Origin of the sequence: Paenibacillus sp. FSL H3-0286, assembly GCF_045040705.1 — a bacterium.
Lineage (GTDB): Bacteria > Bacillota > Bacilli > Paenibacillales > Paenibacillaceae > Paenibacillus_AQ > Paenibacillus_AQ odorifer.
The window spans coordinates 783,503-799,289 of sequence record NZ_CP150285.1 but is presented as its reverse complement, the minus strand read 5'-3'; the positions used below and the strand labels follow the sequence as shown (position 1 = coordinate 799,289).

General features: G+C 37.8%; 16 protein-coding genes. 5 read left to right on the top strand and 11 right to left on the bottom strand.

Annotated elements, in window-relative coordinates:
- Positions 1-168: 168 nt before the first annotated feature.
- Entirely contained in the window at positions 169-1,959 is a 1,791-nt protein-coding gene (locus MHB37_RS03500) for a flavocytochrome c (RefSeq protein ID WP_076276947.1), read from the top strand.
- A gap of 171 nt (positions 1,960-2,130) precedes the next feature.
- On the opposite strand, the gene MHB37_RS03495 is transcribed toward MHB37_RS03500, so the two are convergent.
- Positions 2,131-3,488, bottom strand: a protein-coding gene (locus MHB37_RS03495) for an IS3 family transposase (RefSeq protein WP_405168942.1) whose coding sequence is annotated in 2 segments (ribosomal slippage) — positions 2,131-3,035 and positions 3,035-3,488 — 1,359 coding nt in all. Because the reading frame shifts where the segments join, the coding sequence is not laid out codon by codon here.
- Between the two features lie 143 nt (positions 3,489-3,631).
- Positions 3,632-4,192, bottom strand: coding sequence for a hypothetical protein (locus tag MHB37_RS03490; RefSeq protein ID WP_076282538.1), 561 nt, complete (start codon positions 4,190-4,192; stop codon positions 3,632-3,634).
- A 167-nt stretch (positions 4,193-4,359) separates the two neighbouring features.
- Here MHB37_RS03490 and MHB37_RS03485 point away from each other — a divergent pair, with 167 nt between their 5' ends.
- Both MHB37_RS03485 and MHB37_RS03480 read left to right on the top strand, forming a co-directional pair.
- The gene (locus MHB37_RS03485) at positions 4,360-4,815 is read left to right on the top strand and encodes a recombinase family protein (protein WP_405168941.1); all 456 of its coding nucleotides are present in this window, start codon (positions 4,360-4,362) and stop codon (positions 4,813-4,815) included.
- Positions 4,808-5,170 carry a zinc ribbon domain-containing protein gene (locus tag MHB37_RS03480; protein WP_405168940.1) on the top strand — a complete coding sequence of 121 codons (363 nt, stop codon included), beginning with the start codon at positions 4,808-4,810 and terminating at the stop codon, positions 5,168-5,170. Before MHB37_RS03485 ends, MHB37_RS03480 begins: the two co-directional genes overlap by 8 nt.
- A gap of 479 nt (positions 5,171-5,649) precedes the next feature.
- On the opposite strand, the gene MHB37_RS03475 is transcribed toward MHB37_RS03480, so the two are convergent.
- From MHB37_RS03475 to MHB37_RS03435, 9 genes are all read right to left on the bottom strand, one after another.
- Positions 5,650-6,741, bottom strand: coding sequence for a restriction endonuclease subunit S (locus MHB37_RS03475; RefSeq protein ID WP_405168939.1), 1,092 nt, complete (start codon positions 6,739-6,741; stop codon positions 5,650-5,652).
- Positions 6,731-8,665: a class I SAM-dependent DNA methyltransferase gene (locus tag MHB37_RS03470; protein WP_405168938.1), complete on the bottom strand. Its 1,935-nt coding sequence runs from the start codon at positions 8,663-8,665 to the stop codon at positions 6,731-6,733. Before MHB37_RS03470 ends, MHB37_RS03475 begins: the two co-directional genes overlap by 11 nt.
- Before the next feature lie 406 nt (positions 8,666-9,071).
- Positions 9,072-9,893, bottom strand: coding sequence for a tyrosine-type recombinase/integrase (locus MHB37_RS03465; protein ID WP_405168937.1), 822 nt, complete (start codon positions 9,891-9,893; stop codon positions 9,072-9,074).
- Between the two features lie 188 nt (positions 9,894-10,081).
- Complete coding sequence (locus MHB37_RS03460; RefSeq protein WP_405168936.1) at positions 10,082-10,309, bottom strand: hypothetical protein; 228 nt, start codon at positions 10,307-10,309, stop codon at positions 10,082-10,084.
- A gap of 309 nt (positions 10,310-10,618) precedes the next feature.
- On the bottom strand, positions 10,619-10,945 hold the full coding sequence (locus MHB37_RS03455; RefSeq protein WP_405168935.1) for a hypothetical protein: 327 nt from the start codon (positions 10,943-10,945) through the stop codon (positions 10,619-10,621).
- An 866-nt stretch (positions 10,946-11,811) separates the two neighbouring features.
- Positions 11,812-12,552, bottom strand: coding sequence for a hypothetical protein (locus MHB37_RS03450; protein ID WP_405168934.1), 741 nt, complete (start codon positions 12,550-12,552; stop codon positions 11,812-11,814).
- A complete protein-coding gene (locus MHB37_RS03445) occupies positions 12,552-12,734 on the bottom strand; it encodes a helix-turn-helix domain-containing protein (RefSeq protein ID WP_405168933.1) in 183 nt (60 codons plus the stop codon). The genes MHB37_RS03450 and MHB37_RS03445 overlap by 1 nt, the downstream gene beginning before the upstream one ends.
- Before the next feature lie 384 nt (positions 12,735-13,118).
- Positions 13,119-13,496 carry a hypothetical protein gene (locus MHB37_RS03440; RefSeq protein WP_405168932.1) on the bottom strand — a complete coding sequence of 126 codons (378 nt, stop codon included), beginning with the start codon at positions 13,494-13,496 and terminating at the stop codon, positions 13,119-13,121.
- Positions 13,480-13,683 carry a helix-turn-helix domain-containing protein gene (locus tag MHB37_RS03435; RefSeq protein WP_405168931.1) on the bottom strand — a complete coding sequence of 68 codons (204 nt, stop codon included), beginning with the start codon at positions 13,681-13,683 and terminating at the stop codon, positions 13,480-13,482. Before MHB37_RS03435 ends, MHB37_RS03440 begins: the two co-directional genes overlap by 17 nt.
- 431 nt (positions 13,684-14,114) lie before the next feature.
- On the opposite strand from MHB37_RS03435, the gene MHB37_RS03430 reads away from it, so the two are divergent.
- Together MHB37_RS03430 and MHB37_RS03425 are read left to right on the top strand one after the other, a co-directional pair.
- Entirely contained in the window at positions 14,115-14,279 is a 165-nt protein-coding gene (locus MHB37_RS03430) for a hypothetical protein (RefSeq protein WP_405168930.1), read from the top strand.
- On the top strand, positions 14,276-15,787 hold the full coding sequence (locus tag MHB37_RS03425; RefSeq protein ID WP_405168929.1) for a recombinase family protein: 1,512 nt from the start codon (positions 14,276-14,278) through the stop codon (positions 15,785-15,787). The genes MHB37_RS03430 and MHB37_RS03425 overlap by 4 nt, the downstream gene beginning before the upstream one ends.

Below are 15,787 nucleotides of genomic sequence, written 5' to 3'. Positions count from 1 at the left end.
ACACTAATCTGTGCAAATACATAATGCTGTACTAAATCTATAATAGGTCTTGTGCATATTTTCACATGAAATAACATTCATGTCTAGGCTAGAGATAAAGGATTTGCCTAGCAAATCTTCCTCTCCCTAGTGTATGTAACCAATCCACAACAGAATGAAGGAGATATTATGCGAACTCACACGAAAAAGCTGTTATCTATTCTACTAGTCCTCAGTCTTATGTTCACGCTTGCTGCTTGCGGCAGTAAAGATGCAGAGCCCGCTGCAGATGCAAACGGAGTTCAAGTCTTTGAAGGAGTTGGGCAAGGTAAACATGGCGATATTAAAGTACAAGTCTCCTTATTAGATAACAAGATCACTGACATTAAAGTGACAGAGCATAAGGAAAATGAAGTACTTGCAGAACCTGTTTATACGCAGCTCAAGCAAGAGGTCATGGCAACTAACAGCGCAAAAGTTGATGCCATTAGCGGATCTACAGTTACAAGCAAAGGATATCTCGAAGCCATTCAAGATGCAATTACGAAGTCTGGACTTACCCTTGTCGCTGGCGCTGCAGTCAGTGGAAGCAAAGACAAAGAAGAAGTCGAGCAAACCTATGATGTTGTCGTCATCGGTGCCGGGGGTGCTGGCTTTAGTGCGGCTATCGAAGCGAAGAGCGCTGGAGCTAATGTAGTTCTGCTCGAGAAAATGCCAGCTGTTGGCGGCAACACATTGATTTCCGGTGGTGAGATGAATGCGCCTGACAACTGGGTTGAACGTGCTCTTGGCATCACAGATGACACGGCTGACTTGTTCTATAATGATACGATGAAAGGCGGAGACAACCTCGGGGATCCAAAGATGGTTCGTATTCTTGCCGACAATGCTCTAGCATCTGCCGAATGGCTGCGCGATGATATCAAGGTAGAGTTCTTACCTGATCATCTGTTCCAATTTGGTGGCCATTCCAGAAAACGTGCGTTGATTCCTGTAGGTCATACAGGTGTTGAATTGATTACTAAGTTAAAAGCCAAAACAGACGCTGATCAAATCACGATCAAAACGAATATGAAAGCCGAAACCTTGCTGAAGGACGAAAGCGGCAAAGTAACAGGTGTAACTGCGACTTCGGGTACTGGCGACAAGATCACATTCCATGCGAACAAAGGCGTCATCATCGCTACCGGTGGTTTTGGATCCAATGTAGAGATGCGTAAGAAGTATAACCCTACAATGGATGAAAAATATATGACTACCGATACACCAGGATCTACAGGTGACGGTATCGTTATGGCAGAAACGATTGGCGCCAAACTGACAAACATGGAGAGTATTCAAACGTATCCAATCTGTAATCCTGAGACAGGTGTTATTTCCCTGGTTGCAGACTCCCGCTTCGATGGTGCGATCCTGATTAACCAAGAAGGCAAGCGCTTCGTTGAGGAATTAGAACGTCGTGACGTTATTTCTAAAGCAATTCTTGCCCAAACGGGTGGATATACGTATCAATTATGGAATCAAGGCATTGAGGATATCGGTAAAACGATAGAAGTTCATCAAGACGAATACGATCAACTCGTTAAACAAGGCTTGCTCTTTAAAGCCGATACGATTGAAGAGGCCGCTGATTTCTTTAAAATTGACGTGAACACTTTGAAAGAAACGATTAATAAAGTAAATGATTATGCGAAAACAGGTAAAGACCTTGATTTCAAACATCGCGGTGGATTGAAATCTCTTGAAAAAGGCCCTTACTACATCGAAAAAGCTGTACCCTCCGTTCACCATACAATGGGCGGCTTGGTGATCGACGAGAAGACTCGCGTTTTGAATGAAAAAGGCGAAGTCATCCCTGGGTTGTTCGCTGCAGGTGAAGTAACAGGGGTCATTCATGGTACAAACCGTCTTGGCGGTAATGCCATCGCTGATATCTTCACATTCGGCCGGATTGCAGGCAAACAAGTTGTAGCAGAGTAATCTTATTTTTTGTGTAACTGCTCTATTAATAAGTTAGCCTTAAAAACGTGCAAGATAGTTCGTAATGTGCAGGTTGACTCTAACTTTCAAGCTGCCCTCTATGACATAGCAAACCGCCCTGTCAGCAACATTGCGAATGAAGTGCCCCCTTAAAGTTAGACAGGTATATAATTAAGCGACTTGTTGGGCCTGAGTTCGGTACTGTACCGGACTCAGGCCTTTTAGTTTTGCCTTAATTCGCTTGTTGTTGTAATAATCGATGTATTTTGATAGCTCTTGTTTGAAATGTGTGATACTTTCGAATTCCTTTAAATATAGAAATTCAGATTTCATGATACCAAAGAAGTTCTCAATGACGGCGTTGTCGTAGCAATTACCTTTACGGGACATACTTTGCTTGATATCTCGTTCTTCAAGGGCATGACGATACTGCTTCATCTGATAGTGCCAGCCTTGGTCAGAATGAATAAGGAGGTTATCTTCATCGGTTAATCGACGGAATGCTTGATCTAACATCGTTGAAACAAGCGAGTAGACCGGCCTTGAACCGATTGTATACGTAATAATCTCACCATTATATAGATCTAGAATTGGAGATAAGTACAGCTTTTCTCCAAATAATTTAAACTCTGTAATATCCGTAACCCACTTCTCATTTGGATTCTCAGCGTGGAAGTTACGTTCTAATATGTTCGGTGCGAGTTTGCCAATCGTCCCTTTATAGGAACGATATTTCTTCATACGTACCACACACTTTAAACCCAATACCTTCATCAAGCGTTGTACCTTTTTATGATTCACATGGTGTCCTCGATTCACTAACTCGTCACGAATACGACGATAACCATAACGACCCTCATGCTCCTCGTAAATCGCTTGAATAACGTCTTTTAGCTCCTTATCTCTATCGGGCATACCAAACGTTTTTACCACGAAATAATACGTATTACGAGGGATATCTGCTAGCTGCAGGAGGGCTTTCACCGAAAATTCGTTCCTTAGTTCATAGACTACTCGTGCTTTGTCTTGTTTGGTGATTTTTCCTTGTTTTGAATTAAGGCATTCAACTTTTTTAAATATGCATTTTCCATTCTCAAACGCTCTACCTCTGCTTGTAATGCCTCAGCAGACCCTTCTTTTAACGTTTGAATCTTTCGTTTATTAGGTTCTTTTTTCATGGATGGACGCCCCTTCTTCTTTGGTTGTAGGGCGTCCATTCCATGTAACTCTAAGCTTCTATGCCAGCTTAAAATGGTACTATGACTCGCAATATTAAATATCGCAGCCGTTTCTCTAACAGACGTCCCGAATTCGTTCATATAATTAAGTACGTCTAGTTTAATCTGTGCAGGATATGATGTATAGCCCTTTTTAAAAGCTTCTTCACCATGATGCTCATATTGACTAATCCAGTTTGAAAAGACAGAATGGTGAATCCCGATTGATTTTGCAATGGTTTTCAAGCTCTCGGATCCCTTTTTATAACGCATAATAGCTTGGATTTTTTCGTCTGTACTGTACCTGGTCATAAAAAAACTGCACCTCCAAATGTTAGTTATGTCTAACAATTGGGGTGCAGTTCATAATTAGGCGGTCAATTTTGAACTATCGTGTCCCATTAGCGTAATAGTTCTTTTTAATTTGTGATTGAGCTATAAATTCTTTTGCCTAATTACTTTAAACTTAACTTATTTAATATCTCTATAAATTGACTTTTAGTTTCAGGCTTCTTATCATTTTTTGTGAAGTTTAACATATAAATAGCCTTTCCTTTTATAGGTAGTGATGCATAATAAATATCATGTGTTCCTGTAATACCTGAGGCAGCAGAACCATTATCGGAATCTAATGTAATTAATCTAGATTTACCCAAAGGTAGATCAATATATTCATCATTAGTTACACTACTATGATTAGGCATTTGTGTTAGAAAATTAAAGTTATCCATGTAGTTAATTGCACTAACTGTTCCTCTATTCTCGTCGTTTTCATCTAAAAAATTATATACAACAGTTTCACTTTTATCAAGCTTCCAATCTTTAGGTAACACAATATTTAACAATGTTAAACTATCTTGATTGTTTACAATCTCGTTAGAAGACTCTCCATTATTTTGTTTTGCTTGGTTGGTTGAGGTTGATATTCCTTCCCGCTGCAGAGCTTCGACATTAGAACAAGCCGAACAGATCAGCATAAAAATTAAAAGGCATGAGCTAATAGCTTTGTTTCTCATAAATACCTCCTGTATTTGTTATTATTGCTTTAGACTATATATACGCTTATAAAGTTGTAAGTTTGTGGAAGTAATATGAATAATCTACCAACTTTATTCAACAATCCTGCCAGTTAGCTTAACGTGAACATCTATAGGAGAACGCTAAGTTATCCGAACGTATAAAGTTGGGACTACAATCTAGTGCAAGACAGGGTACACGTCGAGTTTCAATTCCGCCATACGGATACACGTTCAACGAGACGACAAACGCCCTTGAAATTGACGAGAATACCGCCCCAATCGTGCGAGAAATATTCGAGTTATACTTACACAAAGGTCGGAGAATGTTCACGATAAGCAATGTCCTAATGCGTAGGAGTATTCCGACACCCAGGGCTAGCGCGGGTGTTTCAAATGCAGGCACCAAATGGCAACAGAGCACGATTAAGGGCATTTTATCCAATCCCGTATATCTAGGTAATCTTGTTTATCGGCGTGAAGAAACGACAGGAACACTTGCAGAATCGGAACTATATAAAATTCGCAGAAAAGTCGAAGCGGATAAGCAAATTATTACCGTAAACACTCATCCTGCATTAGTGTCTGACGAAGATTTAAGCGATTCAAGTACTCATGCGTAAGAAGGGTACGCATAAAAGCAACGGTAAAGAAAGCCTGTTTTCCTATATCGTTGTTTGTCCTGCTTGTGGTAGCGGAATGCACTTCAAGCCCGATAGACGTAAAGGGGCGTATGTTTGCGGCGGATACGTTAAATATACATCTAGTTACTGCTCGTCGCATATTATCGCAGAAAAAGAATTACTACAAGCAGTTAAGGACGACCTAGCGGCGTTGGTTAGGGATAACGTAAGTATGGATAGGCTATACGGTATTGCCGAGGAAAAAGCTAATTCGGTACACACTAATACCAAAAAGGAATTGGCGCGTATTGACAAAGAATTAGCCGAAATGGATAAACGCTTTGACAAGCTGTAAAGTCTACACGTTGATGATAAGATTACGTCAGAGCAATTCAAGCAACAAAACGAACGAATAGTAAAGCAACAACAAGAATTATCGAATAGAAAAGCTGAACTAATTGTATTGTTTGAAGCAAGGCAAGACCTCACCGAACAATTACAAGTTTTCAAAAAAGAAATAGAACGGTTCTCGACCCTCGACATTAGCGATGTACAGGTCGTGAAACACGTTCTAAAAAGGTTAATACAGAAAATTGAAGTATTCGAGGGCGAAAAGATTAAAATTCACTATAATCTCTCTAACCCTCTTCCACAGAACTAAGATACAGTTTAATCGGCTGTGTCTTTTCTTTCAAGTCTTACTGTACACTCCACATGTGTGGAATAACTAATAATGACAATAAGATGTGATAGTATTCGCTTAAATTTTTTATGAGCTACCGTTGTTCTATCTAGCTAAGATGCTGAGATTTTAATTGCGTTCATTTCGAATAGTTATTCAAGATTTTCCAGTACTTCATTTTCCATTCTTCTCATATAAGATTCTATAAAATCCCAATCTGGAATATTATTTTCATTTACGGGTAACATAATTTTTTGTCGAGCCATTCGGCTAGCATTAAATTTATATCCATAAGCATATTTTTCCTTTTGTTGTATAAGTATAACTTTTAAAAATAAATAGTGATACTTATTAGGTTTTTCTATCTTTAAATGAAATCTTTTTACATCATCAGAAAAGACAGCTTTATATGGATGATAGAAACTAACGACAACTCCACTACCGTTATAATTAACTCCTAATATATTGGAATCATAACTGTCATTTTTATTTAAAACATATCCTGTAACACCATTACTATTATCTAATGCACCAATAAAAGGGATTTCACCTATTTTCTTATCCTGATTAGTTAATCTAGTTCCACTTTTTATATCACAAACATCTGATATCAAAAATAATTTCCATTCTAAATCTTTCAGTTCTCTATAATCTGAAATATCATTTATAGAAAATTCAGGTCTCTCTATAATAATTTCTTTTTTTAAAATTTCAATATAATCATTCATATACCCCCAATTTAGAGCACCTTTATCTGTTACAGGTAAATTTATTTTTGAAGTTCTCATTCTTTTAGGTCGCCATTTATTGGCATATTTATATTTTTCTCCAACTTGCTCTATTAGAGGAATAAAAAATAATGCTATATTTTCTGTCAATTCATAATTTTTTAGGTATATCGGTGTAATATCATGACTACACGTAAATTCAGACTTTTGATAATATGCATGTCCTACTGAGCCATTATTTGTAATAGCAATACAATTACCTTTAAATATACGGCTCTCAATATTTTTATCTGTTCTATCCCCAACCTTATCCCAGTCTAAAATAGTTTCTTTAGAATAAAACTCAGTAATTCCATTATTACTATCCGTCGCACCAAGAAAAGGAATTCCATTATTATTTACTCCAATAGTTCTAGGAGGCTTTTTATTATAATAACCATCTTTAATTTCAAAAATATCTTTGAATTGAAACACACCCCAATTAGTTTCAGATAAATGATGTATCTTATTCATCATTTTCACCCTCTTTAAATAAATAGCCACGTCCATGACTATACATATCAAATTGAAATGTTAAATAGTCTGCAATAGCCTTTTTAAAGTTATCTTCAGGAGGAATTTCTTCATTGAAATAATAAAAAGCGTGTAACCACTCATCTTCGGCTGTAATTGTAGTACGTACAATAAATTTCGTGCTGTCATCAGCATTCCCATTAATAACATCTATTAAATGTTCTCGCTTACTGTCTTGTGTACCATTACCAACTAAACCAACGTGTTTCCTCAAAAAATAACCATCATCAGAAAAGTCAATAAATTTCACTAAATTTCTATTGAGATTATGAGGAACCCCAGCTTTGAAAATACAAATACAAGGATGAACACCAACTGGAGAAAAAGTATCTGTATTTAAAGTAATAACTGCCTCAAGTATATTATTTTCTAGAATTTGTTTTTTTAATTGTTTTTCTTCTTTTGTTTTGCCTACCATAGTACTTTGCGGAACAATTGCAGCCAATTTTCCTTCTGGCTTCATCATTTCCAGAGCTCTATTAATAAAACTGATTTCACTTAAATGTACTAAATCCTTTGTTTTCGCTTGGCTATATGGTGGATTTATTAAAACTTTTGTAATTTTATTTCCTTGTAAACTATCATCAGTAACATGGAACATATCACCTTTGATTAAGTTACTTTTTCCATCTCCGCGTAAAATCATGTTTGTTGTTGCAATTGTAAAAAGTTTTCCCTGTAGTTCAATTCCATATAAATGATTTTGTTTGATCTCTTGTTTTTGCTCTTCACTTTCTGCTAATGAAAGCATTCGCATCATTGCAGAAATTAGGAATGCACCTGAACCACAAGCAGGGTCTAGAACATAATCATGAGGTCTAACATCAATTAATTCTGTCATTAACGATGTAATATGACGTGGAGTCAGTACAATTCCTAAAGGGTTCCCATCGTTACCTCCATACTTCACAAACTCTCCATAAAAATTGCCTAAAATGTCAATATCATTTTCGGATTTCATTAAATCAACTAAGTCCGTTTCTAACTGTTCTGTATAATATTTTAATGGAGTCTTATCAAGTATTGCTTTATACGTATTCAAAACTGTATCTGTTTTAAAGAAGTTGAAACTATCCATAAGAACCCCATATTTCTCATAACGTTCATGGAAATTTATTCGTCTTAAATACGTTTCTATAGCGCCAAAAATTTTATCGCCGTCTCGTTGTCCATCAACATCAAAGCCTTTTAAGTCACTAACTGAGAATGTTGGCTCTTCTAAAGCTAGAAGAATCGCTGAAACAACGGTTGCTTTGCGTTCTCCTTCTAAGTTTCCATAATTCCGTAAATCCTCATGTAGTGTTGCAGCTATTTCTTTAACTGTTAGCAAGTCTCTCTCTTCTTTTGGTAACTCTCCGTTAATAGCTACTCTCCAATATTCTATTAAATTATCTTCTGAAAAATCTTCAAAAGACTTTAAACTATCTAGTCTTCGAATGTCATTATTCGTCACATAATAAGGTTGTATTTGATAATAATGTGAATTACCTGTAATTCCTATAGCAACAACTTCGTTATAACCAATAGCCTTTTCAACGATATGTTTAGCATAATGCACAGCACCATTAACTGCATATTCATTGCGTGCTGGGTAACTTGTATCCACTAAACCGTTTTCCAATAGTTCTAATTTTTCATTTGATTTTTTATTTTCTATTACAAATAAATGATTTCCTGACACAAAAATAAACTCTGGTTTCCCCTTCCCTTTACCACTTTCAGATTTACTAGCCCCAATAAGGGCTTTATCTATCACTTTTATATTCGTCCCCTGCTCTGAGTAGATTACATTTATTTCTTCGAGAAAACTACGAACAAGGTAATCTGTATCTCCTTCAAGACCTATTTCTTGTCTTCCTTTAATCATATAAACTCCCCCATTACTTTATTCAATAATTTCATTAACTTTTAGACTCACAAAATCATTATACATCACTTTAATTAATCTAAAATATTCGTATCGTCTTTATCAGTGGTATGTAAGTTTAATTTTAAAGATAACCTACTAAAATACTCAACACTAGTATCTATCTAATAAAGAAACTCTTAGAGATAATGCAATATAAAGCACTGATAATTCATTAAACCCTCGGCTATTGTGCGTAGTGCGTACATCGGAATTCCCAGAAAATATTATACAGAGCAAACGAGGGTGAACTTTTAACTCGCCTGCAAAAGAGATTCATTCGTCACTGGGTGGGTCTATAATGGTACATAAAAGTCCTATAAACCAGTGATAGAGCCACCTTAATCGTGTGGGCTTTCAAACTGAATCAATCCCTATATAGTCCTTCCACGGCTCTCAGCTTGTCTTCCTCTGTCGGCTTGGAATAGCGCAGTATCATATCTGCTGAACTGTGTCCGCTTAATGACTGAATAACAGATATGTCTTGATTAGCTCTGACAAGCCCTGTTATAAACGTGTGGCGGAGTTGGTGAGCGTGGAGATCATGTTGTTCTAAAAGGTATTGAACGCTTCTAACGCTAATACGCTTATCTCTATTACTAATAAACAGTGCTTCGTGACTATCTGCCCGTTCCTCTAAGTATTTCCTAATAGCCCACCGTGTATCAACATCTAAGGGCAACGCCCGCTCTTTGTTACCTTTACCTACCCTAACCCTCAACTCGCCTTTACGGTCGCTTATATCAACGTCAGATCTGTCTAGATTGACAAGTTCAGACACACGCAAGCCTGTGTAAAGCAGAGTCCTTACAATGGCGTAATTACGCTTGTTGCCGTTCCTGTCAACATTCCTTTCGAGTCGGCTTCGCTCAAGCTTATCTAGTGCCTTTGGTGCTGTCAGCTTGTAGTCAGGTGCTTTAATAATATGTACTTCTTCAATGCATTCCAATTTCATAGACCACCTACAGAACTTCTTAATAGCGTTGTAGACCTTGTTAATGGTAGCGGCGGACTTTTTCTTGCTTGCCAAGTATGTAACGTACTGTTGAACGTCTGTGCGGCTGAAACCTTCTAGGGTGGTGTCGTAACCCTCTAGCCATTGGTTGAACTGCTTTAGAGCGTGGCGGTATGTTTTTACCGTTGCTTCACTTTTACCTCGCAAACCCTCACTAATAAACAGGTCTAACATAGTCATCTCTCCCAGTAAAATTGGCTTATATAATTCCACGCAATTTTTTTTGCCCGTTAATTGATTGATTCGCCCCGATATGCGATAACACCCACCCAGACTATAGCATAGAATTACTATTCTACGCTATAATTCTACGCAATTAAAGAGCATAGAATCTATGCTCTGATGTATTACGCCCTATAGTATTATGAATGTCTTAATGCCTCTCCCCATAATTCAAGTGAAGTTTTAGATGAACTAATGTTCACTCTTTTATTAGCTTCGCACCATCCAACAAACGCCTTTAGTTCCTCAACAGTTAAACCATTAATAGTTGCAATATGGTTAATAATTAAATTTGCAGTATGTTTAAACGGAGTATGCTTCCTTCCAATGCTTTCAAAAGCCTGAAACGGATTTTGGTTGTGTTTCATCCTATTATAATGCCCTAAAAGAAAATATACGTTCCCAACATGACTTCACCATGCCCCCAACTCTTCGGAATAAAGTGTTCAAGATGATATTTACTAATTCCATCTTTAGTTATTCCGAATTGTTTTCTCAAGTTCTCGAAATCTGCGTAATTAAATGTGTTGGGGAATCCTTTTAAATGACCAATACGTGAACTAACATTAAAACAATATTTACATCTTTTATGACTCATGCTGAAAAATTCGGTGTAATCCTTCATTTCATTACAATCACTACATTTTCTCACTAAAATCTCTCCGTTCTATATAACTCTATTCAAAATCCAAGTCCCGAGTAACCCATACCGCTTTACCATTAAATTCCAAATCTAAATAACTTCTTTCGATACATTGATATAGTACTGCATCACTTCCATAAGTCGCTTTGCTCATACGCTCTAGCGGAGCATCTTCACCCTCTTCACTGTGTTCAGAAATTCTAGTATAAATGTAATAATTTCCGTCAATCGTCTCGTACAAATCTAGCCACCCATGAGACAAGCAGTGATAAATAGAATCAAACCCACTGAATTGTTCTCCGCTTTTTAAGATTTCAAGAACTTTTTGAGGCACTTCTTTGAAAGCTAACTTTTTTTCCATTCTTCTTTCCCCCTATAGAGTTCATTTTGTTCACTGTTGCCTTACACTCTTAATAGTCGCTTCATATAGGGGAAAAGATGCGAGTTGTTGTTCTACTTATAAAAAAAGAATTCGACCCCTTTTGAAGGTGAATTTCCTTAGTTACCAATTACATTAGTTTGTAGTTGCTTTAATCACTGACTTCCTTTTTTAAAAATTAATTCCCTATACCCTGCATAACTCATAAGCGTAAAGATAATTCCTACTACATAAAAAAACAAAATGTCCGTTTATAGTAATCACAATATTCTTACAAGAAACAGGACAATAAGTATAATATAAGTGTAAGGAACGGAAGCCCAAAAGCTCCTGTCCTTCACAGAGGGTGTTTTACGAGTCACTTCCTGTATCAGTAGGGGCGAAGAGCCGTTTCCTACCTCTACAGAGGCGGCTTTTTCTTTTGACTAGAAATAAATAGCGCTCTTTTCGGTGTTAGGGGTGAACTTTAGTTGGGGGAAAGGGGACAACTTCTTTTTTCAACCCCCATGCAATGTATTACTGTAAAGTTCAGGAAAACTGCTTATTCTAATCGCTCACCAACTTTACAGAAAAAGTTCTAATCTTTGAGGTTAAACCGCTGACCGCCGTAGGCGTGTCTGCCTATATCCTTACTCTTGATAAGGTCTTTTATGTTTTCATTATTTATCTTTAAAGTAATTATTATATATACAAGTGCAACTGTTGCATTTATAGAGGAAATCCAAGTGCAATAGTTGCACTTAAGTAAGAAGAAAAGTGCAACTACTGCACTCCATTAGGTGCAACTACTGCACTTTTATTATTGTAAATTATACACTTCATGGGTGTAGTACAACTAACTCCTACCATCACCCCACTTTAATATCCTTGACTTCCCTTTTATTGAGCACCTCTTGTAAAAGTTCATTTTGAAACTCCCTATTCATCTGTACATAGTCTTGATTGCAGGTGGCTACTATTGACTGTACGTACTTCATGAATACGACTTTATCGGTGACAATACCCTTAAAAACTTTTGCTAAGTGCTGTCTCCATGACGTAATACTCTGTTCTCCTTCAAGAATCCACTTTAATGATTGAGGACTATTTCCACTAGGTTCGTCACCTGTCCAATCCAATGAACGCAGGTTGCCTTTGTAGTAGTAATACTCGACAAAGCCATGTGCCATTTCTGATAGAATAATGTAAGGGTTGAAGTCAAGTTTTTGCACAATATAAACATTACTACGATTCCTCTTTGCGACTTCAATAAACCGTTTGGACTTTAGAGAGTTCCCCTTACCTGTCATCTTCTCTTTAACTGTCCTAAGCGGGATACCTGTCTTGAGAGAAATCAAACTTTGCTCAACTTTGGCAACCCCTTCCCCATCCATCCAAGAGAAGAGTTCAATAAGAATGTTAATTTCATCACTATCGAGGTAAACGCACCTCCTAAGCACCTGTGGGACGTTGACATAGTATGATGAGTTAGAGTAAGGAAGTGTAGGTGTAGTACCGAAAATAGCAACACCATCAATTGTTGAATGATGTTCCGCCAAGTTCTGTATGAATGCGTTTCTTTTCTTCATCAAGTCATCCTGTTTTGCCATTAACGCCGCCCCCTACGTTGAATGTAGCCTTCCAATGCCGTCTGACTAATGATGTAAGTTGATGTTTTAGCGTCACCGATTTTCTCAGCGACAAGTTGCTTGGAAGCAATAGCCCTCAGTATCGTTCGTTGGCTTACACCTGCATACTTTGCGGCTTCTTTACGATTGTAAATCCCTCTCATGTGTGTTCCTCCTTTGGATGGAATAAGTTGGTGACAATAACGTGCAAAAAAACACCTCGCATACCCTTAGTAGTTGGTTTATGTCGTTATAAAGTTGCGATTGAATAACCCGCCAATCATATGGCGGGCTTTCTACGGTTGACTCTAGCTAGTTAGGAAAGATTCCTTCAATATTAAAGCCCTTCATCTCTATGAACGCTCTCAGAGAATCCTCACGAATCCATATAGGCTTATAAGATACCCCTCTGACCCTATATGGGATTGATTCATACTGTAACCCTTCTTTTTGACACCAACCCCAAATGCGTTGCATAGTGTAGACTTTAGTAGGGCTTGCTTTAGTCAGTAAATTAGAGATTTCATTCAGCGTATACATTCTCATGTCTAACACCGTCCTGTAACATAGTCATGTAAAGATTGAGAATAGACAACATATGTCCCGCCCTCTAACCCTGCTTTCAGCTTGCCTGTCTGAATCAGTCGATGTACTGTGTCTTCGCTACGTAGTCCTAGCTTGGTCATTGCCTCTTGTATTGCAAGGCTTCCCGAACGCCCTACAGAGGTCTTAGAGGCTTCCTGAAGGACTATCCCGCTTCGATAAGCATACTTCTCAAGACTGCTCTGAATTATTCGTGTTTCACCGCCTTCAGGCTTACTTTGCTCCAAATACCCATGTTGGCTCAGTCGTAGAACTTCCCGTTCGGTCATTCCTAACATCGTGGTCGCTTCAGTGAGTGAGACCGCCTTACTGTTGATAATCATTGGCTTTACCTCCTACCGTATCTTCAAGAATAAAATTTCTAAGTGCCCAATGTGGAATGCGAATAGATCCACCGATTTTAACGGCATTGATAGTCCCGTTGTTTATCAGTCGGTACACGGTGTTGTATGATAGACTTAGCACCTCTTTTGCTTCCTTAATGGAGAACATTTTTTCCAACGTCTTCACCTTCCTTAATCATTTGCATTCATTATAAGTAAAGATTGGTAACGTCTAACAACAATAACGTAGAGATAGTAAAAAAATTTGACCGCACGAAGTGAATTGTCAGCGTAAAACACGGACAGAAGCAAGTTAAGGAAATCATATATTTTAATGGAGGTATCTGGGGATATTGTAGAATTTAATTCAAGTGGCTAAGATAAAAGTGGGTATACTTATTCAAGCATTTATAGCGTGCAGAGGACAGGAAGGGTGTTGCTTTAACAAACACCCTTTAAAATACTAACAATAAGAATGTCAATACTAGAAGTAGACGCTCCCTATTCTCTGCCCTACCGATTCGGTTGGGGCTTTCTTTATGTTCAAAAAATAAATTCGCAATTATTTCAATACATAGAACGACCACTATAGTAACAACACTGTAGGGGGCGCAACAAATGAAGATTATTACCAATTTCTCTTCTGAGGATAGCTTGCAGACTCTAATGCTTGACTTGCTTAAATCTCGTATTGACAGTTTGATAGAGCAGTCATACGATAATAAACAAGCGAATACTGTCACATCTCAAAAACAACTTTCCAAAGGGGGAGAATGTGCATGAGATGTGCCATTTATGCAAGGGTTAGTACAGGATTAGATAGTCAGAAGGATAGCCTTGAAAGTCAAGTATCGCACTTTGAAAACTCTATAAAACAAAAGGGTTGGGAACTGGTTGATATTTATGCCGATGAAGGAATTACTGGTACAAGTACCGCCCAACGTGAGGAATTGAAACGCCTAATGAGGGATGCTGAGAAAGGACGTTTTGATGTGGTTCTTATAAAAGCATTGTCTAGATTGTCCAGAGACACATCAGATACCTTAAACATCGTAAGAACCCTCAACAGTTACAACGTCAATCTCTATTCATCTAGAGAAGGCGAAATTAAAGATGAGTTACAACTGACTGTTATCTCAGCCGTAAACCAAAGACAAAGCGAGGATACGTCATACAATGTTAGTTGGGGTATATCCGTTAAGTCACTTAATGGTATTTTTCACGGAACGCCGCCCATTGGTTACGACAAAGTAAAGCCGGGGAAGTTAATTCCTAATGCTATTCACTCGCACACCGTCCAATTAATATTTGACCTATACCTGAATAAAGGAATGGGCGTTCAAGCGATAGCTAACTTTCTAGATGACAAAGGAATTCCTACCTCCAGAAAAAAGGGAAGTAAGTGGCACGATTCGTCTATACGATTAATTTTGAAAAATCGCCATTATACAGGTGAATTGGTTCAAGGACGTTCAAAAGTTGATAGCAAAGACAAACTACACCTTCAAAAGAAGGGCTATAAAAGAAGACAACTGATAGACGAAAGCGATTGGATTATAATACCTAATCATCATGAACCGTTAGTTACCCTTGAACTTTTTGAAGCTGTTCAAAATAAAATGAGGGAGAAAGCTAATCGAGTATTTAGAGGGCGGGGACAAAAGTCTTTATTTGCTAGGGTAGCATTCTGTGCAGATTGTGGAGGGGGAATGAATTACAAAAATGATCGTCATTCCTACGTATGCTCAACCTATCAGAAAAACGGGTCTAAAAAGTGTGCATCACACATCATCAAGCATGACGTTCTAAAGCAAGTTGTTTTAACCAACCTGAAAGACCTGATTGCTAACTCCCTTAATATGCAGTCTCTCGTTGACGTGACTATCCAACGAGCGGGGATTAAGAAAAACAACGCAGTAAAGGAACTCGAAAAGGTTCTGAACGAAATCAACAAACTGGATAAAGAAATCGTTCACCTTACAAGGAAATGGTCTAGCGGCGAGATTGATAATGAAATATTTAATGCTTGTTGCGGAGCGGTTAAAAAAGAACGTCAAACATTAGCGGAACGAGAAGCATTACTCGACTTGGAAATCGCCAATGAGCATGATACAGAGTCAAGAGTTACGGCATTCAAAACGGAACTAACGAAATTTGCAACCCTTGACGTAAGTAACGAGGAAATGCTTCGAGATATGATTCATAAGATGATTAACCGAATTGCTGTACAAGCTGATGGTTCTATCGAAATCAATTACAACTTCCAAAATCCATTAAAACAAGAGGCGTAG